This window comes from Streptomyces sp. NPDC001406 (assembly GCF_042895285.1).
Lineage (GTDB): Bacteria > Actinomycetota > Actinomycetes > Streptomycetales > Streptomycetaceae > Streptomyces.
In genome coordinates this window covers 81,281-105,201 of sequence record NZ_JBIAWG010000024.1, presented here as the reverse complement: position 1 = coordinate 105,201, position 23,921 = coordinate 81,281, and the positions used below count along the sequence as shown (strand labels likewise).

Sequence of the window (23,921 nt, the reverse complement as noted above, 5' to 3'; positions counted from 1 at the left end):
GACCGAGACGAGTTTCCGCCGCCCGCCGGGGACAGGGTCCGCAAGTTCGACCTGGCTGTACGGGTCGCCGACGGGAGTGGGAAGGCATGACCTTCGTCTCCCCTGTTCGAAAGCTCCTGGTCGCCAACCGCGGAGAGATCGCCTGCCGTGTCTTCAGAGCAGGCCGGGCCCTGGGGATCGCGACAGTGGGCGTACGCTCCGCCGACGACGAGGCATCCCTGCACGTTCGGCGTTGTGACGAGCTCCAGGTGCTGGCGGGCACCGGTCCCACCGCCTACCTGGACATTGACGCGGTGGTGGAGGCTGCCGTCGTTTCAGGGGCGGACGCGCTCCACCCGGGATACGGGTTCCTGTCCGAGAGCCCGGAGCTCGCCCGGGCCTGCCAGGACGCCGGTCTCCTGATGGTCGGCCCCGCTGCCGAGACCCTGGACCTCTTCGGGGACAAGGCACGCGCGCGCGGTTTGGCCGCGGATACCGGCGTACCGGTGCTGCCGGGTACCCACCGCCCGACCGAGATCTCCGAGATGCTGTCCTTCTGGGACCGTGAGGCGGACGAGCTGGGCTCCGATGCAGCCGTCGTCATCAAGGCCGTGTCCGGCGGCGGTGGCCGCGGTGTGCGCGTGGCGCGCAGCCGGGCCGAGGTTGAGCGGGCGTTCACGGAGTGCGCCGGCGAGGCCCGTCGGGCTTTCAGAAACGGTGACTTGTACATCGAGCGTTTTCTCTGCCTCGCCCATCACGTCGAGGTGCAACTCGTCGGCGACCACCACGGGCGGGTCGCTCATCTGTGGGACCGGGACTGCAGCATCCAGCGGCGCCACCAGAAGCTGATCGAAACGGCCCCGAGCAGGGTCCTGGCCGGCGAGGCGCGCTCGCGGATGTTGGAGGCGGCCGTGCGCCTCGGTGCAGCGGCCGGCGTCGTCGGCGTGGCCACCGTCGAGTTCCTCGCCCAGCCGGACGGCAGCTTCTACTTCATCGAGACCAATCCCCGGCTGCAGGTCGAGCACACCGTCACCGAGGCGGTGCTCGGCGTCGACCTGGTCGCCCTCCAACTGCAGCTTGCCGGGGGCGCGTCCTTGTCGGACCTGCGGCTGGAGCAGCCCGACGTGCCGGCCCCGCGGGGCCACGCCGTCCAGGTCCGGATCAATGCGGAGGAGATGCGCCCCGGCGGCGAGGTCGTCCCCTCCACGGGCACACTCACCGAGTTTGAAACGGCGACGGGCGCCGGTGTGCGTGTCGAGGCGGCGGGCTACCGCGGTCTCACCCTCAACCCTCGCTACGACTCCCTGCTGGCAAAGGTGGTGGCCCACGCCCCCGATGCCGGGGCAGCCGTCAGGCTCGCCTCCCATGCTCTTGCCGAGAGCCGCATCGAAGGTGTCCGGACCAACTTGGCGCTCCAGCGGGCCGTCCTCGCGCACCCAGACTTCGCCGGCGGCATCTGCGACACCGCCTGGGTCGAGCGGAACGCCGCGGCGCTGCTGCAACAAGCCGCCGAGCTCGCCCCGTTGTCCCCTCCACCGCCGGCCGATACCGCCTTGGGCGGGGACGAAAGTGACCTGCCCGGCGACCACGCCGTCCGCGCGCCCCTGGGCGGTGTGGTCATCGCGGTCGAGGTGACCGCGGGACAGGCGGTGGCGCGCGGCGACGCGCTGTTCACCGTCGAGGCCATGAAGATGCAGTATCCGGTCCAGGCGCCCGCAGCGGGCGTGGTCACCGCCGTCGCGGTCACGCCCGGCGAAACGGTGACCGAGGGCAAAATCCTTGTCGGCCTCGAACTGACCGTGGACGCAGCCGAGGAGGCGGACGACGACGGCACATCCGTCGATCTCAATCACCTCCGACCCGATCTGGAAGCCCTACTGGCGCTACGGCACGGCCGACTCGACGAGGCCCGACCGGAAGCCGTCGCCAAACGGCGCCGGCGTGGGCAACGCACCGCCCGGGAGAACATCGCCGCCGTCACCGACGACGGCCTGCTCGTCGAGTACGGCGGTTTCGCGGTCGCCGCTCAGCGCAACCGACGTGAACTGGCCGACCTGGAGGCCAAGTCCCCGGCGGACGGCATCGTCACCGGCCTTGGACGTGTCAACGGCGATGTCTTCGCCGAGGACCGCTCGACCTGCGCCGTGCTGGCCTACGACTACACCGTGATGGCCGGCACTCAGGGCTACTACAACCACCGCAAGACCGACCGCCTGCTGGAGATCGCTCATCAGCAACGGCATCCGGTGATCTTCTTCGCGGAGGGCGGAGGCGGAAGGCCCAATGACAGCGACGTGCCGGTCGTGGCGGGGCTTCACTTGACGACGTTCGTCGCCATGGGCCGGCTGAGCGGTACGGTCCCCACCGTCGGCATCGCGGCCGGGAGGTGTTTCGCCGGCAACGCCGCCCTGCTGGGCACCTGCGACGTCGTCATCGCCACGGAAGACTCCACGATCGGCATGGGCGGCCCTGCGATGATCGAGGGCGGCGGCCTCGGCACCTTCACGCCCGAAGAAGTCGGCCCGATCACGGTACAGAGCCGCAACGGCGTGGTGGACCTGGCCGTCACGGACGAAGCCGAGGCAGCGACGGTAGCCCGCCGGTACCTGAGTTACTTCCAGGGAGACCTGCCGACGTTCGAGATACCCGATCAAAGAGCACTGCGCCACGTCGTTCCCGAGAACCGCAAGCACGTCTACGACGTGCGGAAGGTCCTCGCCGGATTGTTCGACAGCCACTCGGTCCTGGAACTGCGCGCGGGATTCGGCACGGCAGCCGTCACCGCACTCGCTCGTCTCGACGGCAAGCCGGTCGGCGTCATCGCCAACCAGCCGTCGGCGGGCGGCGGCGCCATCGACACCCCGGCCGCGGACAAGATCGCCCGGTTCCTCCAGCTCTGCGACGCCTACTCACTGCCCGTCGTGTCCTTGTGCGACACCCCGGGATTCATGGTCGGGCCGGAGTCCGAGAAACAGGCAGCCGTACGGCACTTCTCGCGTCTTTTCGTCCTCGGCGGCAACATGACGGTGCCCATCGTCACGGTCGTCCTCCGCAAGGCGTACGGGCTGGGCGCCATGGCCATGGCGGCCGGCGGCTTCCACAACACCGCGATAACCGTCAGCTGGCCGACCGGTGAGTTCGGCGGCATGGGCATCGAGGGCGCCGTACGGCTCGGCGCACGAGACTTCCTCGCGGCCATCAGCGACCCGACAGAACGGCAACGCCAGTTTGAAGGGCTCGTCGCCCTCGGCTACGAGCAGGGCAGCGCGGTCAACACCGCACGCCACCTGGAGATCGACGACGTGATCGACCCGGCCGAGACCCGAACAGTCATCGCCGCCGCCCTCCTCGCCAGGCCCGCACCGCCGCGCGACCAATGGACCAACAGTAGGCGCCGCCCCGGTATTGATACCTGGTGAAGTCCCTCTCGCGGATCAGCGGTGCGGCGCTTGGCCATTGCTGTGCTGCGCCGCTGATCCATCCGGCTCGAGAGCGGCAAGGGGAAGGCTACCGATCTGGTGTTCGGCCACGCCCACTTCACCGGAGACCAGCGCCCACCGCTCACCTTGATGGTCCAGGAGCCGTACGTGTCGCCGTCCTCGACTACCCGCGGAGGGATCCGCACCAGCTCCTCGTCGACCTCCACGCCGCCGGCGTCACCTACCCCGACGTCCTCCGGGCCCAGGGCGAGTACCAGATCAAGCCGAACCCACCGTTCGTGCCCGGCTCCGAAATGGCCGGCACCGTCATCACCGCCCCCGAAGGCTCCGGTTTCAGATTCGGCGACCGCGTCGCCCCCTTCCCCGGCCTCGGCGGTTTCGCACAGAAGGTCGCCGCCGACGCCGCGGTCGTCTTTCCCTGCCCGCACATCTGTCCTGCGCGGCTGAAGCCGGGATTCCGATGCGGGTGGTGGTCGTCGGGGCCACCGGAAACGTTGGCACCAGCGTTGTCCAGACACTCGGCTCGGACTCTCGGATCGACTTGATTCTGGGGCTGGCCCGCCGCCTTCCGCAGTGGTCTCCAGCGAAGACCCGATGGACGAGCGTGGACATCGCGGACGACAGCACCGACCTGGCCGGTCTCTTCGCCGGCGCCGACGCCGTTGTCCACTTGGCGTGGCTGTTCCAGCCTACGCATCACCCCGCGACGACTTGGCGCCCGAACGTGCAGGGCAGCATCCGGGTGTTCGAAGCCGTGGCCGCGGCGGCCGTTCCCGCGCTGGTCTACGCGTCCTTCGTGGGGGCCTACTCCCCCGGTCCCAAGGATCGTGCCTGGACGAGTCCTGGCCCACCGACGGTTGGCCCGAGGCGACGCTCTGCCGAGAGAAGGCCTACGTCGAACGCGTCCTGGACACCTTCGAACTCCAGCACCCCGAGGCCCGGGTGGTACGGATGCGGCCGGGCTTCATGTTCAAGCGGGAAGCCGCGTGCGAGCAGCACCGCTTGTTCCGGGGCCAGCTGGTGCCCAAACGTCTGACCCGCCCGGAGCGCATGCCTGCGATCCCTGCCATCCCGGGAATGCGGTATCAGGCCCTGCACACCGACGACGCGGCCGAGGCTTTCCGGCAGGCCACCGTGCGCACGGTGCACGGAGCCTTCAACCTGGCCGCCGTGCGGTCCGGGTTCGGGCGCAAGGCTCTGCCGATGTTCTGGACGATGTTGTGGCCGATGGCCGGACCCCGCCGCGTCCGCATCACCGACGCACTCTTCGCCAGGGCCCCGCCCGGGTCGCTCGCCATGACGTCCGCCCGTCATACGCCCTCGGGGCCGCGCGCTTCCATCTCGCAGTGCGCGCCCGTGGCTCGGGCCGCGAGCTCCAGCTTGAGTAGGTGATGAGCCATCGACTCTCCTGCGGCTGCGCACTCCGGGGCACCCGGGGCATGGGCGAAGAACCGCAGCCCGGTCGGCGAGACCTTCGCCCGGACCCGGTGCCGGCTTTCGGCACATGCCAAGGGCGCGGGCAGCCTCACCCGCCAGACGTCCGCCCACGCATGCCCACACCCGAGATCCGGCAGATGAGCGAAGACCGTTCCCCACTGATCGTGTACGGCACGGAACGCCATGAGGTGCCCCCTCATGGTCAGCGTGCAACCCGAACGGGCCCCACGACACCCGCAGTTCCTCACGCTCCAATCCGTTCCTTCCCTCCACTGCGCCGGTGATCCGGCGGACAGCGGCGCGGGCCGCCCGCATGGTGGTCCGGCCAGGGGGACGAGGTGTTCGCGGAGCTGCGAGCGCCAGATAGCACGTCGCGCGGCGGTCCGCGAAGTGGTGTGGGGAGGCTGCGTCCGCCGGTGTCTCGATCTTCGCCAGCCAATCGGTGCTACGCCCGACCAGGCCAGCCGGCACCTCTTGCGTGCGGCCACGGCGCTTCCGGTAGAACGCGATGCGCTCACCGGTGCTGAGGTGATCTCCAAGACCGCGCATGGGACGTTGCCTCCGGCTGCTGAGTAGGGGCGTCATTCGCGGTACCGACGTGACGGAGAATGGTAAGCAGGCTCAGCTCGTACCGCCATAACCAGCATGTAGCACTGGAGAGGAGGGGACCCGGACGGATTGTCCGGGCCCAAGGAATCCGCTTCAGGTGTCCGGGGTGTCCGGTCACAGACGGCTGCAACACCACGCGTGTTGCAGCCCGTCGGCGAAGCCGACCTCTCCCACTGGGCGTAGGAGTCGGAGGCGACCCAGTGGTGACCGACGGCACGTACCAGCTCCCAGCATGCGGAGTGCCGTCGGCACGCCCGATCAGCGCCCGCGCAAATCGACCACGCTGAGCAGGCCGCGCTTGCCGAACGCCCTCACCACGTGCCCCGCCTCTCCGGTCACCGTCACCCTTGCCCGCTGAACTAGCAGGTCTGGCCCGCCGCTATGGGGGAAAGCGACGGGCCAGGCATACCCAAGGTGCCACACCCCTGCACCATGCGCACCGCCCCCGGCGCAGTCTGAAAGCGGGCGGCATGGGCCCGTGTCCGGCTGCTCGAAGCCACCTGGTGCCGTAAGCAGCCGAACGGATGGCGAAGGAAACGCGCCTTCGACCTGGACTTCTTTGCTGGCATAGGGGAAAGAGGGCACCGAAACGGGGAGGTCACTCGGCCGGGCTGGGGTTCATGGTGCGTGCTCGGCGGAACGGCCAGGCGAGGGTGGCGTGGAATCGGCGCGGGTCGGGGTAGGCAGCGGGGTCGTCGAGCCCGAGACGTTCGGGCACTCGGTCAGGCTCGTACACGAAGGTGCGGAAGACGATGTCCCAGACCGCCAGCACCGAGCTGTAGTTGACCCGTTCTCCCGCGCCGTGGTGCCAGCGGTGGGTCTCGGCGCCGATCAGGAGATAGTTGAGCGGCCCGGTGCGGATATCGGAATTGACGTGGCTGATCGTCTGCTGAAGATTCAGTACCACCAGGGCCAGGAACGCAGCATCCGGGCTGGCGCCGCTGAACCGGAACACCAGCAGGGAGATCACGAACCGGGAGACCAGCAGGTCGATCGGGTGAAAGACCGGGTGCATGAGCACGTAGAGCTGGGACGGCGCGTGGTGCACTCCGTGGGCCCGCCACAGCCGCGGGAGGGTGTGCGCGGCCCGGTGGTAGCCGTACCAGAGCAGGTCCAGAGCGAGCAGCACGACCAGGGCCTGGACGAGGAGCGGCAGGCGGGCGACCGGTCCGAAGCCGCCGTCCGGGACGAAGCGGGCCGCGACCAGGGAAACGCCCATCGTCGCCACCTGCTCGATTGCGAAGGCCAGGCCGATGAACGGCAGGTCGCGGCCGACGAGGCTGTCCCGGGTCATCCGCCAGCGGTCCAGGAGCGGGTTGACGCGCTCCACGGTGAAGGCTGCGGCGACGGTGCCGATGGTCAGTAGAGCGAGGACGGCGTCCTGCGATATCGCCAGACGATGGGTGACGGCGGCCCAGACCACAACGGCCGTTACTGTCGCGAGCAAGGGGTAGGTACCGTAGGTCAGACCCGGTCGTGCCGGGGTTTTGAGTTCCATGCAGCCAACTTCGCAGCCGAACCGGGAGGCGGGCTTTCCCGTGGGCGTACCCCTCTTGCCTTCTCGCGCATCCGCAGTCCAGGACACCGAAAGCCCAGGCGGCACCGCCCTGATGGAGACGGAACTACGGGCATACGCGCTCAGACAGGGCGCCCATCCGGACGTTTCCCCGGCGGATGACCATGCGCGGGCGGACTGGCTCGTACCGCTGTGGGAGGCACTGGGGCAGGGCGGCGTGGAGCACCCCGGGCTGGCGTTCGCGGCGTCGTCCGATACCACCGCGCTCGGCGGAGTGCTGGCGCCGATCCTCGCCAACAGCCCGGACGTCGGCGCGATGTTGGACAGCCTGGGGCGCTTCCACCCCCTCATCGGCCACAACGAGCTGGTCGTCCGACGGTGCCCCGGCGGCGATGGGGCGGCTTCGGTATCGGTGAGTCTGCGGGACCTCGACGGTGGCGCGGCGCACCCGGACACCGTGGACGCCTGTTTCGCGATGCTGTGTGCCATCGCTCGCCGGCTCGCCGGGGAGGGCGTGGCGCCGGACCGGGTGCTGCTGAGGAGGCCCGAGCCGGCTCGGCCGCAGGCATACCACCGTGCGCTGGGCCCGGTGGCGTTCGGGCAGCCGACGGATGCCTGCGTGTTCGGGGCGGGTGCGCTGCGCGCGCAGGTGCGGCACGCCGATCCGGTGGTGCTGGCGATGCTCGCTCCCTATGCGCAGCGGCAGCTCTCGTTGAACCGCGCGCCGTGGTCGTCGAAGGTGCGGGCGGTTCTGCAGAAGGGTTCGGGAGCGGCCGACCCACCCCGGCTCGCGGACGTGGCGCGGACGATGGCGGTCGGCCGCCGCACCCTCCAGTTGCGTCTCCAGGAGGAGGGGTTCTCCTTCTCCGCCCTGGTCGAGGCCGAGCAGCGAGAGCAGGCGCTGGCCCTGCTGGCGGAACCAGAACCGGCCGGACTGCCCATGACCGCCATCGCAGCGCGGGTGGGTTTCGCCACCCCGGCCGCGTTCACGCGTGCCGTTCGAAGGTGGACGGGCATGCCCCCATCGGCGTACCGGCGGGCTGCGTACAACGATCGCGAGCACGCCGACATGACTGGCCCGAACAAGGCGGGCAGCGCCAGTCTGCACGCGGAAGCGGGAGCGGCAGGTCACAGCCGTGCTCCCCAACCAGGCGATGATCCTCGGGACCGCCCGGCCGCACCACTTCCGCACCAGTGAGGGCGGTATCCCACGGGCAACTGGGGACCGCAGATTCCGACGCGATCAGCAACTTCGGGTCGGCCAGGTCGTTGCCGAAGGCCTTGCGCCGGTCAGCGGTCCAGGTGTCGGCACCGGAGCGCCAGGCCTCGGCGAGCGGGACCATGTGGTCGATCGTGGCCTGGGCGACATCGGTGACGGTGGTGTCGTCGTAAACGGAGTACCAGGAGCCGGACGCGGGCTGGCAGCCATCCGGCTTGTCCTGGACGTCCTTGCCGTCCCGGGCGAGAACCGCCTGGCCGGTGGTGCCGCCGCCTGGCTGAGAGGTCGTTTTCTCCCGTTGTTTCATCCCGTAATGCGGAGTTGATCCGATGATGTCGGGTCGCGCCAGGAGATGGTGGCTTCGCCCGTGAGGCGGCGGGCCATCATGTCGGTCATGTCCAGGTGGATCATGGCTTCGGAGCGGGCTGGGAGATCTCGTAGTCGCGGGCCAGGCGGCGGTGGAGCATCAGCCAGCCGTAGGTCCGCTCGACCGCCCACCGCTTCGGTATCGGGGTGAATCCCCTGTTTGCGACCCATGCATGCCAAGTGCCGGCTCTCGGGTTCCGGGTGGAGCGGGTCCCCCCGGGGCCTGGGGAGTGTGGTGATCGGTCCGTTGAATGGCCCGATCGTGACAACGAGCGTCATTGCGTGGACAACTGCGGTCGCCTAGTGGGGTTTTGGGGCCAGATGAGGTGGCCGGCCCGTTTGTTGCGGTGGCGCTTCTAGGCTAGGGGCGCGGCTTCCATGACCGGGCTTCCTCCGCATGGCCTTGCTCATGCGGTACTGCCTAAGGAGATGGCTGGGCATGGAAGACCAATGGCCCGCGCACCTGGAGAACTGTCGAGTGGCCTGCCCGGATGGGGAACTCGACCTGGCCACGGCCCTGGACTTCGCCACCCTGTTGCGCGGGACGGCCCCCGCGGCTGGCGCCGACTGGCTGATCGTCGACCTCCGCCAGGTGACCTTTATGGACTGCAGTCCCCTGCACGACCTGTGCAGGGCTTGGAACCGAACCCGGGCCACAGGCCGATGGACGCGGGTGGTCTATGACCAGGCTCCCATAGGCCGCCTGCTGCGCTTGACGTCCCTGCAGGAGCGGTTCCCCCGGTATGCCAACATCGATGAAGCCTGGCGTGAGCGCGGTGTGGGAGTCGGCGCCTGATCAAAGCCGTTGGCTCAGGCGGCTTGTGGATCACGTAGCCATGGGCGATGTCGCGGCGTTCGGCGGGGCGGGCCTTGTGGCGGGTGAGGCGGCGGGTCATGAGGGTGATGGCGGCCCTGAACCTTCCCCTTGATCGTGGACACCTGGAGACTGGGGCATGAGGTTCCAGAGGAAGTAGCACCAGGTGGGAAGCAAGTACACGAAGCGGTACACCGCGGAGTTCAAACGGGACGCCATCGCACTCGTCGACTCCACGGGCCGGACAGTCACCGCGGTCGCCCGGGAACTCGGCATCAGCCCGGAGTCCTTGCGTGGTTGGTACCGCCAGGCCAAGGCCGACCGGGGCGAGGGCCAGCCAGGCGAGCTCACGGCTGCGGAACGCGAGGAGCTCAAGCGGCTACGCAGGCAGAGCGCCGAACAGGCCAAGACGATTGAGGTGCTGCGAAAAGCCGCGGTCTTCTTCGCGAAGGAGATCTCGGCAGTCCCCGGACCGGGCCGCGCAGCCGACCGGCTGCCGGCCGGGGCGAGGGCGGGCGGGAACGTCGAAGGGTCCGACAATTTTGCCGGACCCTTCGGCTCTCGTAGCGGGGACAGGATTTGAACCTGCGACCTCTGGGTTATGAGCCCAGCGAGCTACCGAGCTGCTCCACCCCGCGTCGGTCCGGCCACTCTACACAGCACAGCCGATGGGGGCGAAACCGTTTTCAGCCGGGGACGATGTTCTGGGCCTGCGGTTCCTTATGTTCTGTCTCTGGGGTATCTGCTGACCGACCACGCCATGAGGCCACGGCGCGGGTGGGACCGTCCGGGCCGCCAGGGCGGTGCACCTCGTCTACCTGGAGGTCGCTGCGGGTCGCCATCAGTGGACGACAGCCCAGCCTGGTCCGAGGATGTCGATGCTGACGGTGGCTGATGTTGTTGTGGTACTTCGCCGTGCGGTCAGTCGGTTCGAGGTGCCAGCCCGGTGCGGTACGCATACGCGACTGCCTGGCCTCGATCGATCACTCCGATCTTGGCAAAGATGTGGTTGATGTGGGTCTTCACGGTCACCATGCTGATGCCTAGGTGGGCCGCGATCTCTTCGTTGCGCAACCCGTCGGCCATCGCCGAGAGCACCTCCACCTCGCGGGATGTGAGCCGGTCGTGCGGTCTGGGGTTGTGGCCGCTGTCGTCGCCGCCGAGGGCGACGGCGACGACCCGGCCCTGGACTGTTGGCGCGAGGGCTGTGCCGCCGGTGACGACGGTGTTCAGGGCGGCGACGATCTCCTCGACGGTCGCGTCCTTGGTCAGATAGCCGCGCGCGCCGGCGCGCAGAGCTGCGAACAGCGACCGGTCGTCGGGGTAGGTGGTCAGAGCGAGGACGGCTACGTCCGGGTGAGCCTCGACGATACGCCGCGTGGCTTCGATGCCGTCCATACGGGGCATACGCAGGTCCATCAGGACGATGTCGGGGCGCAGGCTCTGGGTGAACGCGAGCGCCCCGTGCCCGTCCGCAGCGCTGCCCACGACCTCGACACCGGATGCCCGTTCGAGCAGCATGACCAGTCCCTCGCGCACCAGCTCCTGGTCGTCGACGACCAGTACGCGCACGCTCATCGCGCCACCGGAAGGGTCAGCCGCACGAGAAAGCCGGTGGCGGTCGGACCGGCGACGAGCGTTCCGCCGGATGCGGCGACCCGTTCCCGCAGTCCGGTCAGCCCCTGACCGCCGCTGGGCAGCTTTGGGCGTGGCTGCCGCCGCTTCCCCTCGATGTCTTCCACGGTGGCGAGCACCTGCCCCTCCTGCACCGTGACCTCGACATGAACCCGCTCCGCCGTGCTGTGCCGCACGGTGTTGGTCAGCGCCTCCTGCACGGTGCGGTACAGCGCGAGGGCCGCATCCTGGTCCAGCGCGGGCGCCGGATCAGGCAGGACAATCTCGCAGGGCAAGCCGGAGGTCATCGCGAAGTCCTTCGCCAGCTGATGCACCTGTGCCCAGTCGGGGCCGCCGCCGCGCAATGCGCTGAGCACCGTCTGCGTCTCATGCATCGAGGCCCGGGCGACCTCGACACTGCGGTCGAGCATCCCGCGAAGCCGCGGCACATCGACCGGGTCGTCCTCCAGCAGGGAGCGCGCTGCCATCAGCTGGACCAGCAGCGCGCTGGCGGTGTGCGCCACCACGTCGTGGATGTCCCCGGCGATCCGAGTGCGCTCACCGAGTACGGCCTCCCTGGTCTCCGCGGCACGCGCGGCCGCAGACGACACTTCCAGCCGTCGCCGCGTCGCCCGCTCGCGCATGACCGTCCGGCTCAGTGCCACCACGAGGTAGGCACACACCGGTGACAGCGCCACCGCAGGGAAGAAACCGGCGACAACAAGCCCCAGCCCGACCGCGACTGCCAGCGGAGCACCGAACCGGGGCGAGAGCAGGCCGGCGGCGGCCGCCGCCAGGCAGCCCAGCAACACCACCACCATGCCCACCTCGCTCATCGAGTCCAGCTACCTTCCCCGTCGCGCGCCGTGCCGCCACCGCGACCAGGCCGACATACCAGTCCCCCTCGCCCCCGGGGCCGGACAGCTTCGCCCCTTGCGTACCAGCCATAGCCCGCGCCACGTCAACGCCACCCAGACCAGGGTAATGACCGAACCGGCGAGCCAGACATGCTCACGCAGGAACACACCCGCGGCGGTACCGCCCAGTGCAGCGCCCAGCAGCGCCAACGTCAACGGCAGGTGGCACGGGCAGATGGCGAAGGCACCGATGACCGTGGCCAGTCCCCGTCGCTCGCGACGCCGTACCGCTGTCACCTCCGCGACGCCCGGGCCGGCAACACCCCCGGCCACCGGCCGGGGCGCGGGCAGTGTCGCACCCGGCATCGCCGCCGGGTCCACCGAGGCAGGCGGACGCTCAGCGGTCGGCGCGCTCATCGGCGCCCCCCGCCCGAGCGCCGCCGCGACCGGGTGACGTAGGCCACCAGCCCCGCCAGCCCGACAGCCACCGCGAGACATGCGTAGATCATGGAATTCCCTTCGTCGAGAAGATCAGACAGCGACCACCCTGCTGACCGCGGGAGTTCCACGCATGAGCGCCTGGACGGAGATACGCCGGCGGTCTCCACCCCAGGGTGGAGACCGCCGGATTCCCATTCGACATCCACCCCGAGCCTTGCCGCCAGGCGCCTGATCCGCTTGCGCCGCCAACCGGCACTTCATCGGGTATCGACAACGCCGAACCCTGTCACCCCGACGGACGACACCAGCAGAGCCGAGGCCACTCCGATCCTTGACCGTATTGAAGGGCCAGCCCACGCGGGCTCCCACACCGCTTCCACTGCCGCCAGTGGCGTGGCCGAGCACGTCATGGCCCAGCTGGAAGACCCCGCCGGCTGGAGAAGGCCCGGGCGGATCTGTCGCGGTTGGAGATCACGCGGGAGACCGTCGCGCAAGTGCGGGCAGAGTTGTCGGCCGCGAAGGTAGCGCCGGAAGGACACCGCGATCCTCGCCGGACACGCCGACCGCGCCGCCACCGAGATGACGCGCAGGCCGCGGCCCAGCACCTGTCCGCCGACCGCCGCGACGCCGTCACCACCTGCCACCGGTACCTCACCAGCCACCTCGACCAACTCCACTACGACACTGCCCTCGCAGTCGGCTGGCCGATCGCCACCGGCGCCGTCGAAGGCGCCTGCCGCCACCTGATCGCCGACCGCCTCGACATCACCGGCGCCCGCTGTGGACTCGATGGCGCCGAAGCGTCCTCCAACTCCGCGCACTGATCACAAACGGCGACTTCGAGGGCTACTGGACCTTCCACGCGGCCCGTGAACATCAACGCCTCTAACCCAGCCCTGACCAGCAGAACTTCAGCCTCACTGCTTGATCCCAACCGTCACTTCAGAGGATCCGCACCCAACACCGTTGCACTGGTAGGTGGTTGCGGTCGGATTGCAGCCCAGCGCGCCGTCGGCGTCGGGCGAGCGCGATGGGTGAGGCGTCAGTGCTCCAGGCGGCGATCGCCTTGGCCGGGGCGGCGCTGTAGTCGGTTATGCGCTGGGGCAGCCGGGGGCTGGCGTCGCCGAGGATGGTGCGGTGGGGGACGTTGGCCAGCACGATCCGCACGTTCGGGTTTCTTCATCACCGGACCCGGTGAACGCCACGTCGCCAACTACTTCGGCGACTTCATCCCGCGCTCTTGCGACTGAATATCCGACCATCTCGGCGCGCAGGCGCGCTGACGTCCGCAGCGCGCAGCGCGCACCGCCCTGCCGCCAGTTGACATACATAGTTTGCTATGGACTAATCGAAGCAGCAGTAGCGACGTCGGAGGTGGACCATGACCACGAAGCCCGAAGGCTCCAGCCCGCCGGTCGGTCGGCTGCCCCGGGAGGCGTCACTGGGATACCAGGTCAACCATCTCGCGCGGCTTCTGGAGCGGGCCCTGCGGCTGCGCATCGAGGAGCACGGGGTCGTGCCGGGGCAGTTCGCCCAGCTGCTCGCGCTGTACGAGCAGGAGGGGCTCACCCAGCGTGAACTGTGCGAGCGCGTCCAGATCGAGCAGCCGACCATGGCCAACACCCTGCAGCGGATGGAGCGCGACGGACTGATCCACCGCGTTCCCGATCCGCACGACAGACGCCAGGCGAAGGTGCTGCTGAGCGACCGTGCCCGCGAACTCCAGGACCCCCTGGTCGCCGCCGCCCGCGACGTCAATGGCCTGGCGACCCGCGGGCTGGACGTGGCCGAGGTCACCCTGCTGCTGAGCATGATCGCGCGAGCCATCGAGAACCTGGAGTCGAGCGGGCGCTCCTGAACCCAAAAGCTCAACCCAGGACGGGGAGAAGTCCATGAGGAACCGAGTGCACGCCATTGCCGGGGTTCTCGCACTGACGCTGATCAGTCTCTTCTTCACGGCATCGGCCGTGGTCGAGATCTTCGGCGACCACCACGCCTTACGGGCGGTCAAGACCGCCATCATCTTCGCGCTGTTCGTCCTGGTGCCGTGCATGGCGGTCACCGGTGGCACCGGTCGGCTCCTGAGCGCGCGGCGCCGGCGTGCCCCCCTGATCCGGCGCAAACAGCGGCGTATGGCAGCGGCCGCGGCGATCGGGCTGCTGGTCCTCGTCCCGTGCGCCCTCGCCCTGCGGGTCTTCGCCGCCGACGGCCGCTTCGACACGGTGTTCGCGGTCGTCCAAGCCGTCGAATTCCTCGGCGGCGCCGTCAACATCACGCTCCTGAGCCTCAACGTCCGCGACGGCAGACTCCTCACCGCAGCCGCCCTCCGGCGCGACCGGCACGCCGCACCCGACGCAGCGCAGCCGTAGTCCACGCAGCCTTACCGGATCCGGAAGTCCTCAACACCGTGGTGCCGTGGAACACCCGCTACCTGGACGCCGCCGTCACGGTGCCGTAGTAGTTGGCCTTGAAGGCGTTGGTGTTCAGCCGGATCGACTGTCGGCTGTCCTTCTTCGACTTGTACCGGGCGGTCCCACCGGGCAACGTTTGCCCTTGAGGCCGTCGAAGAAGTTCCGACAGGCGGTGTCCAGGTCCCGGAGGGACTGTTGCAGGTCCACTGCGGACACCTCGGCCAGCCAGGCCCGCTCCGGGGTCCGCTTGGCCTCGGTGATGTGCGTCTTGGACAGCTCAGCAGACGACACGTACGGGCGCCCGGCCGCGTGAGCTTGCTTCCGGGCGCGCAGGGAGTCGTTGCCACACCACGCGGGGCGCACCCGAACGCCTGGGCCAGCGCGCGGCGCTGAACCGCCAGTGCGTCTGTGACAACGACTCCGGCGCAAACACGCCGGAGTCGCCCTTCCGGGCAGCTGCACGTGAGAGTGAGCCAACCCACGATCCACGCTACTGCGGCTGGTGCGGCTCGCGCTTTTCCCGTGCATCGCATCAACTGCGCTCCGCCTGGTCGAACAGGTCCAAGGCATCCTCGCGGAGCGCCGGCAGGCTTCGCCGAGACCCATCCGGCACCGCGTGACGCAGCACGCGGCCCCACATGGACACGTACTGGCGCCACAGCGGCCCGCTCTCATACGTGATCCCGTACCGGGCGCAGATCTCGCGCACCCGTGGCGCGAGTTCGGCGTAGCGATTGCTGGGCAGGTCGGGGAAGACGTGGTGTTCGATCTGGTGGCTCAGGTTGCCGGTGAGGACGTGGAGAAGGAAACCGCCCTCAATATTCGCCGAACCCTGGATCTGGCGCAGGTACCACTGGCCGCGGGTCTCGCTGTCCAGCTGCTTCTCCTCGTACGAGAAGGTCTGGACGTCGCCGGGAAAGTGGCCGCAGAAGATCACGGTGTGCGCCCAGATGTTGCGAAGCCCGTTCGCGATGACGTTGCCGACCAGGCAGGGCAGCGCGGACGGGCCCGCGAGCAGGGGGAAGAGGACGTAGTCCTTGGCCGCCTGGCGCACGGCCTTGCGAGCCAAGCCGGCCAGGTCGCCCAGGAAGGCCCGCACGCTCTTGCGGCCGGACGGCACGCAGTCCGCCTCCAGGTCGTAGAGGGCGATTCCCCACTCGAAGACGGGGGCGAGCAGAGCGGTGTAGAGCGGCTGGAGGAGGTGGCCCGGATGCCAGCGCTGGTCCGGGCTCATGCGCAGGATCGTGTACCCGAGATCCCGGTCGAGACCGACGACGTTGGTGTAGGTGTGGTGCAGGTGGTTGTGGGTGTGTTTCCAGGCGTCGGCGGGGGTGATGAAGTCCCACTCCCAGGTGGTCGAGTGGATCGCCGGGTCTCCCATCCAGTCCCACTGGCCGTGCAGGATGTTGTGGCCCAGCTCCATGTTCTCCAGGATCTTGGCAGTGGTCAGCATCGCGGTGCCCGCGAACCAGGCGGGCGGAAAGAGGGATACGGCGAGGGCGGCGCGGCCGCCGGTCTCCAGGCCGCGCTGGGCGGCGATCACCGTGCGGATGTAGCGGGCGTCCTCGGCGCCGCGCGCCGCGACGACTTCGGCGCGGATCCGGTCAAGCTCCTCGCCGAGCAGCTCCGTGTGGTCTTCGGGCGACTCAAAGGGCGTCACAGGTACAGCAGTTGTGGACATCGCAGGCTCCTTGAGGGGCCTAGAGAGCGAGGGCGAGCGGACCTGCCGCACCATTGACGCAGGTCTGGATCAACTCGCTTGGTTCACCGTGCAGTTCACCGGTCCGCAGATCGCGGACACGGCCGTGGACCAGCGGGACGAGGCAGCCGAAGCAGATCCCCCGACGGCAGCCGTACGGCATCGCCACACCCGCCGCTTCGCCGGTCTCCAGGAGGGGGACGGCCGCGGCCGAGTCGGCCTCGACGCCGCTGTGCTCGAACCGGACCCGGCCGCCGGCCGTGCCGGCGCCCGGCGACAGCACGGGGGTTGGCCGGAAACGCTCCACGCGGAGCCGTTCACCGACGCCGGCCGCCGCCCAGTGCCGCTCCATCGCGTCGAGCAGCCCGTTCGGACCGCAGGCCCAGGTCTCCCGGTCGTACCAGTCCGGACAGAGCACGCCCATGATCTCCGGGACCAGCCGGCCTGCGGTACGGGTGTACCGCGCGTGGACCCTCAGCCAGGGCAACCGGGCTGCCAGCCCGGCCAGTTCGGCACGGAAGAGGAACTCGTCCGGGCAGGGTGCGCTGTGCAGGAGTACGACGTCGGGGGCGGGCCCGGAGAAGCGGCGGCCCGCAAGGGCGCGCAGCATCCCCGCCACCGGGGTGATGCCGCTGCCCGCCGTCACCATCAGTATCCGCGGCGGCAGCGGATCGGCCGGTAGCGTGAACTCCCCCTGCGCCGGGCCGAGTCGGAGCATCGCACCGGGACGCGTCCGGTGCACGAGGTGTGGGGAGACCCGACCCCTGGGATCCTCCTTGACCGTGATCGTCAGTGTCCGGCCTGGTGCCTCGGGGGGTGAGGTGATCGAGTACGTACGCCAGTGCCGTACGCCGTCGATCTCCACCCCCACCGGCAGGTACTGCCCGGCCCGGTGCCCCGCCCAGCCGCGCCCGGGACGGATCTCCAGCGTGGCGGCCCCGGCGCACTCCGGCCGCACGGCGACCACCCGGCCCGCGGGATGGCGGGCGGACAGCAGCGGGTCGATCAGGGCCAGGTAGTCGTCCGGGGCGAGGGGACTTACCAGAGCGCCCACCAGAGCACTGGTGATCCGGCCCGCCGCCGTCGGCACACGGCCGCCGCCCCACTCGGCGAGCCTGTCGGCAAGACCAACAAGAGCGGCGAACGGGCCGGCCGACGTACCGGAGACGGCCGACGGCATCGACAGGGTCGGTGCGCGCGGAACTGTCATGGGATGAAACCCTTCTCTCACCACAGGGCACACGCAGGGGCCGGGCGCGTCGGGCACGTCATCTCGCCGGCTCGTCGGGCGCATCACCGCATCACGTACTCGGGACCGCCTCGGCCACGTGCATCGGCCCCCCGGGGTGACGGGCCGCAGCCGGCATGCCGCCAGAGAACCACAACGACACGACGGGCGGCGGACACGGAACCAGATTCCGCCACCCCACACGCCCCGCCGCCCACTCCTGCCTGCAGCGAACTACGAGGAACTTCGGGCCCACGACCCCGCCCAGCCGGCACCCGCGTGGCTGGCTGGGGCGGTCCGTGCGCCTTCCGCCTTGATCGTGGACACCTCGACACTGGATTTTGAGTCCAGGGAGAGGAGTCCCAGGTGGGCACCTACAAGTACCCGGCGGAGTTCCGGGCTGACGCGGTCGAGCTCGTACGCTCGCCGGACCGACCGGTCTCGCAGACAGCGGCCGGGCTCGGGGTGAATCATGAGAGGCTCAGGCAGTGGGTGAAGACCGCGGAGAAGACCGCTCATCCCGAGGCTGCCGCAGGGTCGGCCAAGGACGCGGAGATCGCCGCGTTGCGCACCGCGCCAAGCAGTTGATCTTGAATGGTGGAGGACCCCGGCGAGCGTGCCTCGGTATCGTGCTGGGGCAGACGTCGATGTCGGTGAGCCGGTGGCAGGTCTGGGAGGCTCTGCGTGCAGGTCATTGAGCGGGCCGCGCGTCGCCGCGGCTCGGCCCCGGGCGGCGGTGCCGGCCTATGCCGGCGGCCTCGTTCGCTGGCGCCCGGCGTCCTGATCAGGCTGAGGTCTGCGACTGCGACTCGCCGCCTCGGGTGCGCAGTTGCTCGTTGATGCGCTGGGCTTCTTCGAGCTGGTCTTCGAGGATGATGATGCGGCAGGCAGCCTCTATGGGGGTGCCCTGGTCGACAAGTTCGCGGGCACGGGCGGCGATGCGCAGCTGGTAGCGGGAGTAGCGGCGGTGGCCGCCTTCGGAGCGCAGGGGAGTGATCAGGCGGTGTTCACCAAGGGAGCGGAGGAAGGCGGGGGTGGTGCCGAGCATCTCGGCGGCCCGGCCCATGGTGTAGGCGGGGTAGTCGTCGTCGTCGAGAGGGGTGACGGGGCGGGTACTGCGAGGGGGCATAGACCTCTTCTTCCAGGGGACGCGTCGGGGGGCCCGGGTGCCGTGCTGGCACCCGGGCCCCGAGCTTTCAACACCATCTACCGGCGACTGCGCCGGCCTTCTCTTTCCGCAGGTTCCGCCTGGGAGGGCGGGGCTGCGGGGATCGCGGATGCGTGACCGGGGACCACCTTCCAATCCGGGGCCTGCGGTACCCGAGCGGACTTCTCCTCGCCCGGGCGATCCTGATGGCGTCTGCTCCTCACCTTCGGTTACTCGGCTGTACTGCTGGATACCACGGGTACTGCTCGCAGCCCCTGTGGGGCTGCGTCCTGCTTGACCTGCATGCACGGCAGTTCGTCTCTGCCGCACCCTGTTCGACTTCCTGGGTACAAGGAAAACTGTACCCCTGGGACGAGTCAATGTCTACCGTCGCCATGACAGGTTTTCTTCATGGTCGAGATTTGGAGTTCTGCCGCAACTACACACGGAAGAGTTCTGCCACGGGTTGGATCCCGGCCCAGCGGAGCAGGAAGAACAACCGCGGCAGTCGTCGCTGACGCAAGGATGGGGGCACGGGCATTCGGTGAGCCTGGTGGCGCAACCGATCCGGGGCGCCAGCAGGTACCCATGCATCCACCGCCGCCCAACGTGGGTACCCGCCGGTGGTGCGGTGCGCGGCCGCTGCTGACGCCACTGGTTGATTGCAATGTATTGCAACAGATCAGGCGAAACCTCTCACCCGATCTACTGGCCGCGCCACGACCGAACAGCAACCGAAGGCACGGGACATAGGGCGCGACAGCCTCACCCGGACCGCTCGCTCGAGCGTGCTCGCCGTGAAGCGCGCGATCCGCCGCGATCTGTCCCTCGGCTCTGCCGAGCAGGACTGACCCCGGCGGACACGCACCGCGTCAGCAGGTCACGACAGCGGCGGGTAGGCGTTCTGCATGAGCTGCTGAAACTGGGCGGAGAACCAGTGTCCGGCCAAGGGCGCGTTCGACAGCGCGCCCGTGGGGTTGTTGCCGTTGCGGGCGTTGCCGCCATAGGTGGGGTCGCACATCCGGTCGAAGCCCTTGCCCTCGTCGTTGGAGACGGCGGAGCTGGACCCGTCCGACTCCCCCGGGGTCTTGACCCATACGTAGGCGTCGATACCGGCGGCGGGAGCCGCGGTCGGCCGTTGGCCGAGTCCGGCACCGCTCTGGTTGCACCAGTTGCCGGCGTGGATGCGCCGGTCGATGCGACTGCCGTTGACGTAGTCGTCGACGGAGGTCTGTGGACCTGGCCCGGTCGGCCGGGCGGAGCCGCCCCAGCCGTTGCGGGAGGTGTCGATCAGCATACCGAGGCCGGGGTTGAAGCCGTCCGCGACGAGCTTGTCGCGCAGCGCCTGGGCGTAGGACTGCTCGTCCGCGTACTGGTTCCAGTCCAGCCACTTCGACTGGCGCACGGTCTGCCCGTTCACGGCGTCGGTGACCTTGAAGTACGGCTCCCTGGTGGGGCTGTAGTTCGCGGTGTTGACGATGAAGCCGGCCACGTCGTTCACGCTCGCGCCGTTCGTCGTCGCAACGTTGTGGAACTCCTGCACCGCAGGACCGAGGTTGCTGTCCCAGCCGAGCCAGCCGTGGTGGGCGGCGTCGATGTAGTTGTAGACGTTCGGGATGGCGCCCAGCTTGTCGAGGGCGTAGCCGACGCCCTTCTCGTAGTTGCCGTTGGACTTCATGGTCACGCAGGCGTCGGTGGTGGTGTTGGTGCCGTCGGCGTTGGTGACCAGGTTGGGCAGCGAGTCCGGTTCGATGACGGTGACGATCCGCAGGCCCGCGTACTTGGGGTCGGACAGGATCGACGCGATGGGGTCGATGTACTGGGACTTGTACTTGTCGATGTCGGTGGGGCCGAGTTCGCCGTTGGAGGCGAGGGCGGCGCAGTCGCGGACGGGGAGGTCGTAGACGACGAGCTGGACGACGAGGTCGCCGGAGCCCTTCTGCTTCAGGGCCTCGTCGAGGTGGGCGCGCAGGCCCATGCCGCCGCCCACGCCGTTGATGGCGGCGATGCGGTCGAGCCAGACGGCGGTGGGCTGGTCGGCGATGCGGCTGCCGCCCGGTTCGGCGGCGGCCTTGGCCGACCACTCGGGGTTCACGTACACCTTGGCGCCGGTGTAGGGATTGTCGAGGCGGCTGCCGGTGTCGCCACCGCCACCGCCGCCTCCACCACCGGTGCCTCCGCCAGTGCCGCCGCTGTTTTCGACGTTGCAGGTGACGCCGTCGAGCGTGAACGTGGCGGGCACGCTGTTGGCGCCGCTGTAGGAGCCGTTGAAGCCGAAGCTGACCGAGCCACTGCTCGCAAGGGCGGCGGTGAAGCTGGTGTCCCACTGGCTCAACGCAGTTCGACGCCGTACGCGGTGGGTGTGCCGTCGTAGGCGGAGATCAGGGAGGGCCCGGAGGAGCAGTCCCAGGTGTTCCAGGTCCACCCAGGTAGGACAGGTTGTGGTCGTCGAACCACTTCATGACCTGGTCGACGAAGGAGCGCGAGCAGGTGTTCTCGCCGACTTCCCCGGCGATCAGCGGTACCTGGGCGGCGACCGGGGCGAGGGTGGAGTTCCAGCAGCTGGCGCTCACGCAGGCGTTGAAGTTGTAGACGTGGTACGCGGCGGTGAGATTGCCCGTAGGGTCGGTGGGCTTGTACGTCAGCCACTGGCTGAGATCGTTGGAGTAGGCGAGCCCGCCGGCCATGACGACGTTCTTCGCGCCGGCTCCGCGTACGGCGTCGACCAGATCCTGCACGCCGGCGACCTCGTAGGAGATCCCCGGGGAGCTGCCACCGTCCCGCCAGCACTTCCAGGCGTCCGTCGCGCTGGAGGTCGCCCGGTCCGGGTAGGGCTCGTTGAACAGGTCGAACACCACCGCCTGGTCGTCCTTGGCGCCCTGCACCAGGCGACGGTCGAAAACCAGCTCCTGCGCCGGCAGCTGGCAGAACGTACGGCCGTACTCCGCCTGCAGCCCACACAGCATCGGCCCGGGACCATGGGCGGCACCCCACCGTGAGGTCCTCGAGGGTGGTGACCGGGCGTGCTAGGCGTGATCAGCGGCTTCAGCCGACTCGGTCGGCCCGGGAGGCCGTATTGTCCCTGCAAACGCTCATGATCACCATGGCCGCTTCCATGCGGGCAGGCACTCCGGTAGCCCCCGGACCTGCACGAACCGATCAGTGATCAAGAACTACAGCTGCCCTGAGAGACGTTTTCCGTACAGCGGGTTTGCGGTCGTCGGAAGACGGGGCGAGGATTTTGTTAGGGCGGAACGGCCGGGGCAATCCTTGATGCCGGCGCCATCGGATGCGTGCCGCGACCTTCGGACCGTGACGCTCACCGGCAGTAAGCACAGCGAAGGCACTGCCGTGGCGAAGGAGATCGAACATACGGGTGCTCAGCCGGGCGTCGGCCGGGGCGATAGGGGGTTGTCCAGCTAGGTCACCTGACGGAAGGTAACCGCCCGCCGCATGGCTGCATGCCCGCGTGGATGGTCGCTGTGGGGCGGGAGGCAGATCGGAAGGAGTCTGCCCATGCGGATCACCGTGGACCTGAATAGGTGTCAGGGATACGCACAATGCGTGTATTTGGCGCACGAGGTCTTCAGATTGACTGGCCAGGAGGCGCTCACCTACGAGCCGAACCCCGATGACGAGCGGCGCCTGCAGGTTGAGCGAGCCGCTGCGGCGTGTCCGGTGCAGGCGATCGTGATCGACCGCTTGGACGGCGCGGAAGGGAGCGCGACGCCATGAGCGTGCCGGCAACGGTCGCAGAGCTGGTGCGCGAGTTCAGAGCCAACGGCCGGATCGTCATCGTCGGTGCGTCCCTGGCCGGACTGCGGGCCGCCGAAGCCCTGCGTGAGGAGGGCTTCACCGGGTTTCTGACCATCATCGGGGACGAGCCGTACGAGCCCTACGACCGTCCCCCGCTGTCCAAGCAGGTGCTCAAAGGCTGGGTGCCGGCCGACCACACCAAGCTGCCCCGCCTGCGAGAAGTGAATGCGGAGTGGCGGCTCGGAGTGGCCGCCACCGGGTTGGACCGGGCCGCCAAGCAGGTGCGCCTGGCCGACGGCGAGCAGATCCCGTACGACCGGTTGCTGATCGCCACGGGCACCCGGGCGCGACAGTGGCCGAACCCGGACGAAGCCACCCTGGACGGGGTCTACACGCTGCGCTCGCGTGATGATGCCGCCCAGCTGCAAAAGGCGCTGGCCACTCCGCCGTCGCGGGTCATGGTCATCGGCGCCGGGTTCATCGGCTCGGAGGTGGCCTCCATCTGCCGGGAACTCGATCTCCCGGTGACCGTCGTCGAGCGGGGCTCGGCGCCGCTGGTCGGCGCGCTCGGCGGGGTGATCGGTGAGATCGCCGCGGAAATGCAGCTCGACCACGGTGTGGACCTGCGCTGCGGGCTGGGCGTGTCGTCACTGGAGGGCGACTCCGGCGGACACGTGCGGCGTGCTCATCTCTCGGACGGGACCACCATCGAGACCGACGTGGTGGTGGCCTCGCTGGGGTCGATCCGCAACGTGGAATGGCTGGAAGGCGCCGGGCTGGCGTCCGGTTTCTGGGGCGTTGGTTGCGACGCCGGCGGTCGCGCGTTCGACATCAACGGCGTGGTCACCGACAGCATCTACGTGGCAGGGGACGTGGCGCGCGCGCCCCATGTGCTGTATGAGTACCAGTTCCTCGCGATGGAGCACTGGGACAATGCCGTTCTCGGCGCCGAGGTCGCGGCCCACAACATGGTGAACCTCGAGCCTCACTATCGCCCGCATCTGTTGCTGCCCGGCTTCTGGTCCGGTCAGTTCGGCGTCAACATCAAGTCCGTCGGTGTGCCTCCGTTCGGCGACGAGATCGTCTTCACGCAGGGGTCCGTCAAGGAGCGCCACTTCGCCGCCGCCTACGGTCGCCGGGGCCGCATCGTCGCCGCCGTCACTTTCGATCACGGCAAGTGGCTGGAGTACTACGGGAAGTTGATCGAACAATCGGGTCCGTTCCCGCCTCCACCGCCGGGCTGGGACCAGCCCTCCGAGGCGAAGCCGATCCCGGCCGAGTTCCCGCCACCCGGCGTCCCGACGGCGATCCCCGACGTCGTCCTGACCGGCCACGACCCGAGCGAGCGGAGGGCCGAGTTCCGGTCTCGCCCTCGGTGACGCGCCCAC

The 23,921-nt window shown here is 69.1% G+C and carries 18 protein-coding genes, 1 tRNA gene and 6 pseudogenes; 12 read left to right on the top strand and 13 right to left on the bottom strand.

Translation table 11 applies throughout. The annotated features are described in order from the left end of the window. Nucleotides 1-86: 86 nt before the first annotated feature. From ACFY1J_RS41350 to ACFY1J_RS41340, 3 genes and pseudogenes are all read left to right on the top strand, one after another. On the top strand, nt 87-3,398 hold the full coding sequence (locus ACFY1J_RS41350) for a carboxyl transferase domain-containing protein (protein ID WP_390733025.1): 3,312 nt from the start codon (nt 87-89) through the stop codon (nt 3,396-3,398). Further along, complete coding sequence (locus ACFY1J_RS41345) at nt 3,395-3,964, top strand: alcohol dehydrogenase catalytic domain-containing protein (protein WP_390733024.1); 570 nt, start codon at nt 3,395-3,397, stop codon at nt 3,962-3,964. The genes ACFY1J_RS41350 and ACFY1J_RS41345 overlap by 4 nt, the downstream gene beginning before the upstream one ends. After that, nucleotides 3,880-4,673: pseudogene (locus tag ACFY1J_RS41340) on the top strand (NAD-dependent epimerase/dehydratase family protein); the annotation flags it as partial. The gene ACFY1J_RS41345 and the pseudogene ACFY1J_RS41340, both read left to right, overlap by 85 nt. Before the next feature lie 603 nt (nt 4,674-5,276). Here the strand turns inward: ACFY1J_RS41340 and ACFY1J_RS41335 are convergent. After that, nucleotides 5,277-5,405: pseudogene (locus tag ACFY1J_RS41335) on the bottom strand (transcriptional regulator); the annotation flags it as partial. A gap of 658 nt (nt 5,406-6,063) precedes the next feature. Then, nucleotides 6,064-6,912 carry a sterol desaturase family protein gene (locus ACFY1J_RS41330; RefSeq protein ID WP_390733023.1) on the bottom strand — a complete coding sequence of 283 codons (849 nt, stop codon included), beginning with the start codon at nt 6,910-6,912 and terminating at the stop codon, nt 6,064-6,066. Nucleotides 6,913-7,075: 163 nt separating this feature from the next. On the opposite strand from ACFY1J_RS41330, the gene ACFY1J_RS41325 reads away from it, so the two are divergent. After that, nucleotides 7,076-8,179: a helix-turn-helix domain-containing protein gene (locus ACFY1J_RS41325; protein WP_390711899.1), complete on the top strand. Its 1,104-nt coding sequence runs from the start codon at nt 7,076-7,078 to the stop codon at nt 8,177-8,179. A gap of 324 nt (nt 8,180-8,503) precedes the next feature. Here the strand turns inward: ACFY1J_RS41325 and ACFY1J_RS41320 are convergent. Continuing rightward, a pseudogene (locus ACFY1J_RS41320) lies at nt 8,504-8,724 on the bottom strand (transposase); the annotation flags it as partial. Between the two features lie 281 nt (nt 8,725-9,005). Here ACFY1J_RS41320 and ACFY1J_RS41315 point away from each other — a divergent pair. After that, complete coding sequence (locus ACFY1J_RS41315) at nt 9,006-9,362, top strand: STAS domain-containing protein (protein WP_390711898.1); 357 nt, start codon at nt 9,006-9,008, stop codon at nt 9,360-9,362. A gap of 184 nt (nt 9,363-9,546) precedes the next feature. Beyond that, entirely contained in the window at nt 9,547-9,963 is a 417-nt protein-coding gene (locus ACFY1J_RS41310) for a transposase (RefSeq protein ID WP_390711897.1), read from the top strand. Here ACFY1J_RS41310 and ACFY1J_RS41305 read toward each other — a convergent pair. From ACFY1J_RS41305 to ACFY1J_RS41290, 4 genes are all read right to left on the bottom strand, one after another. Then, nucleotides 9,945-10,018: transfer RNA gene (locus ACFY1J_RS41305), tRNA-Met, on the bottom strand. The genes ACFY1J_RS41310 and ACFY1J_RS41305 overlap by 19 nt on opposite strands. Nucleotides 10,019-10,301: 283 nt before the next feature. Further along, a complete protein-coding gene (locus ACFY1J_RS41300) occupies nt 10,302-10,958 on the bottom strand; it encodes a response regulator (protein ID WP_390711896.1) in 657 nt (218 codons plus the stop codon). Continuing rightward, the gene (locus ACFY1J_RS41295; protein ID WP_390711895.1) at nt 10,955-11,830 is read right to left on the bottom strand and encodes a sensor histidine kinase; all 876 of its coding nucleotides are present in this window, start codon (nt 11,828-11,830) and stop codon (nt 10,955-10,957) included. The genes ACFY1J_RS41300 and ACFY1J_RS41295 overlap by 4 nt, the downstream gene beginning before the upstream one ends. Nucleotides 11,831-11,839: 9 nt before the next feature. Then, nucleotides 11,840-12,217, bottom strand: coding sequence for a hypothetical protein (locus ACFY1J_RS41290; RefSeq protein WP_390711915.1), 378 nt, complete (start codon nt 12,215-12,217; stop codon nt 11,840-11,842). A 606-nt stretch (nt 12,218-12,823) separates the two neighbouring features. Here ACFY1J_RS41290 and ACFY1J_RS41285 point away from each other — a divergent pair. From ACFY1J_RS41285 to ACFY1J_RS41275, 3 genes and pseudogenes are all read left to right on the top strand, one after another. Then, nucleotides 12,824-13,181, top strand: a pseudogene (locus ACFY1J_RS41285) (ISKra4 family transposase); the annotation flags it as partial. A 492-nt stretch (nt 13,182-13,673) separates the two neighbouring features. Beyond that, a complete protein-coding gene (locus ACFY1J_RS41280) occupies nt 13,674-14,150 on the top strand; it encodes a MarR family winged helix-turn-helix transcriptional regulator (protein ID WP_390711894.1) in 477 nt (158 codons plus the stop codon). A 34-nt stretch (nt 14,151-14,184) separates the two neighbouring features. Further along, nucleotides 14,185-14,661 carry a hypothetical protein gene (locus ACFY1J_RS41275; protein ID WP_390711893.1) on the top strand — a complete coding sequence of 159 codons (477 nt, stop codon included), beginning with the start codon at nt 14,185-14,187 and terminating at the stop codon, nt 14,659-14,661. Between the two features lie 67 nt (nt 14,662-14,728). Here ACFY1J_RS41275 and ACFY1J_RS41270 read toward each other — a convergent pair. The 3 genes and pseudogenes from ACFY1J_RS41270 to ACFY1J_RS41260 form a co-directional block, all read right to left on the bottom strand. Beyond that, nucleotides 14,729-15,104 (bottom strand): annotated as a pseudogene (locus ACFY1J_RS41270) (helix-turn-helix domain-containing protein); the annotation flags it as partial. Nucleotides 15,105-15,235: 131 nt separating this feature from the next. Next, complete coding sequence (locus ACFY1J_RS41265) at nt 15,236-16,384, bottom strand: fatty acid desaturase family protein (RefSeq protein ID WP_390711892.1); 1,149 nt, start codon at nt 16,382-16,384, stop codon at nt 15,236-15,238. Between the two features lie 19 nt (nt 16,385-16,403). Further along, a complete protein-coding gene (locus ACFY1J_RS41260; protein ID WP_390711891.1) occupies nt 16,404-17,612 on the bottom strand; it encodes a ferredoxin reductase in 1,209 nt (402 codons plus the stop codon). 384 nt (nt 17,613-17,996) lie between these two features. Here ACFY1J_RS41260 and ACFY1J_RS41255 point away from each other — a divergent pair, with 384 nt between their 5' ends. Beyond that, nucleotides 17,997-18,218, top strand: coding sequence for a transposase (locus tag ACFY1J_RS41255; RefSeq protein WP_390711890.1), 222 nt, complete (start codon nt 17,997-17,999; stop codon nt 18,216-18,218). A gap of 196 nt (nt 18,219-18,414) precedes the next feature. Here the strand turns inward: ACFY1J_RS41255 and ACFY1J_RS41250 are convergent, their stop codons facing one another. The 3 genes and pseudogenes from ACFY1J_RS41250 to ACFY1J_RS41240 all read right to left on the bottom strand — a co-directional run. Beyond that, a complete protein-coding gene (locus tag ACFY1J_RS41250) occupies nt 18,415-18,759 on the bottom strand; it encodes a MerR family transcriptional regulator (RefSeq protein ID WP_390711889.1) in 345 nt (114 codons plus the stop codon). Nucleotides 18,760-19,657: 898 nt separating this feature from the next. Next, nucleotides 19,658-21,112 carry a glycoside hydrolase family 6 protein gene (locus ACFY1J_RS41245; RefSeq protein ID WP_390711888.1) on the bottom strand — a complete coding sequence of 485 codons (1,455 nt, stop codon included), beginning with the start codon at nt 21,110-21,112 and terminating at the stop codon, nt 19,658-19,660. Then, nucleotides 21,109-21,650: pseudogene (locus ACFY1J_RS41240) on the bottom strand (cellulase family glycosylhydrolase); the annotation flags it as partial. The gene ACFY1J_RS41245 and the pseudogene ACFY1J_RS41240, both read right to left, overlap by 4 nt. 643 nt (nt 21,651-22,293) lie before the next feature. Between ACFY1J_RS41240 and ACFY1J_RS41235 the strand changes: the two are divergent. Continuing rightward, complete coding sequence (locus tag ACFY1J_RS41235) at nt 22,294-22,512, top strand: ferredoxin (RefSeq protein WP_390733022.1); 219 nt, start codon at nt 22,294-22,296, stop codon at nt 22,510-22,512. Next, the gene (locus ACFY1J_RS41230; RefSeq protein WP_390733021.1) at nt 22,509-23,912 is read left to right on the top strand and encodes an NAD(P)/FAD-dependent oxidoreductase; all 1,404 of its coding nucleotides are present in this window, start codon (nt 22,509-22,511) and stop codon (nt 23,910-23,912) included. Before ACFY1J_RS41235 ends, ACFY1J_RS41230 begins: the two co-directional genes overlap by 4 nt. The last annotated feature ends 9 nt before the right edge of the window (nt 23,913-23,921 follow it).

Excerpts from the sequence above, each read along its gene's own strand:
- ACFY1J_RS41350 (WP_390733025.1), top strand. The coding sequence starts at position 87 with ATGACCTTCGTCTCCCCTGTTCGAAAGCTCCTGGTCGCCAACCGCGGA.
- ACFY1J_RS41235 (WP_390733022.1), top strand. The coding sequence starts at position 22,294 with ATGCGGATCACCGTGGACCTGAATAGGTGTCAGGGATACGCACAATGC.
- ACFY1J_RS41260 (WP_390711891.1), bottom strand. The coding sequence starts at position 17,612 with ATGACAGTTCCGCGCGCACCGACCCTGTCGATGCCGTCGGCCGTCTCC.
- ACFY1J_RS41275 (WP_390711893.1), top strand. The coding sequence starts at position 14,185 with ATGAGGAACCGAGTGCACGCCATTGCCGGGGTTCTCGCACTGACGCTG.
- ACFY1J_RS41230 (WP_390733021.1), top strand. The coding sequence starts at position 22,509 with ATGAGCGTGCCGGCAACGGTCGCAGAGCTGGTGCGCGAGTTCAGAGCC.
- ACFY1J_RS41300 (WP_390711896.1), bottom strand. The coding sequence starts at position 10,958 with ATGAGCGTGCGCGTACTGGTCGTCGACGACCAGGAGCTGGTGCGCGAG.
- ACFY1J_RS41250 (WP_390711889.1), bottom strand. The coding sequence starts at position 18,759 with ATGCCCCCTCGCAGTACCCGCCCCGTCACCCCTCTCGACGACGACGAC.
- ACFY1J_RS41280 (WP_390711894.1), top strand. The coding sequence starts at position 13,674 with ATGACCACGAAGCCCGAAGGCTCCAGCCCGCCGGTCGGTCGGCTGCCC.
- ACFY1J_RS41265 (WP_390711892.1), bottom strand. The coding sequence starts at position 16,384 with ATGTCCACAACTGCTGTACCTGTGACGCCCTTTGAGTCGCCCGAAGAC.
- ACFY1J_RS41325 (WP_390711899.1), top strand. The coding sequence starts at position 7,076 with ATGGAGACGGAACTACGGGCATACGCGCTCAGACAGGGCGCCCATCCG.
- ACFY1J_RS41315 (WP_390711898.1), top strand. The coding sequence starts at position 9,006 with ATGGAAGACCAATGGCCCGCGCACCTGGAGAACTGTCGAGTGGCCTGC.
- ACFY1J_RS41290 (WP_390711915.1), bottom strand. The coding sequence starts at position 12,217 with ATGCCGGGTGCGACACTGCCCGCGCCCCGGCCGGTGGCCGGGGGTGTT.
- ACFY1J_RS41295 (WP_390711895.1), bottom strand. The coding sequence starts at position 11,830 with ATGAGCGAGGTGGGCATGGTGGTGGTGTTGCTGGGCTGCCTGGCGGCG.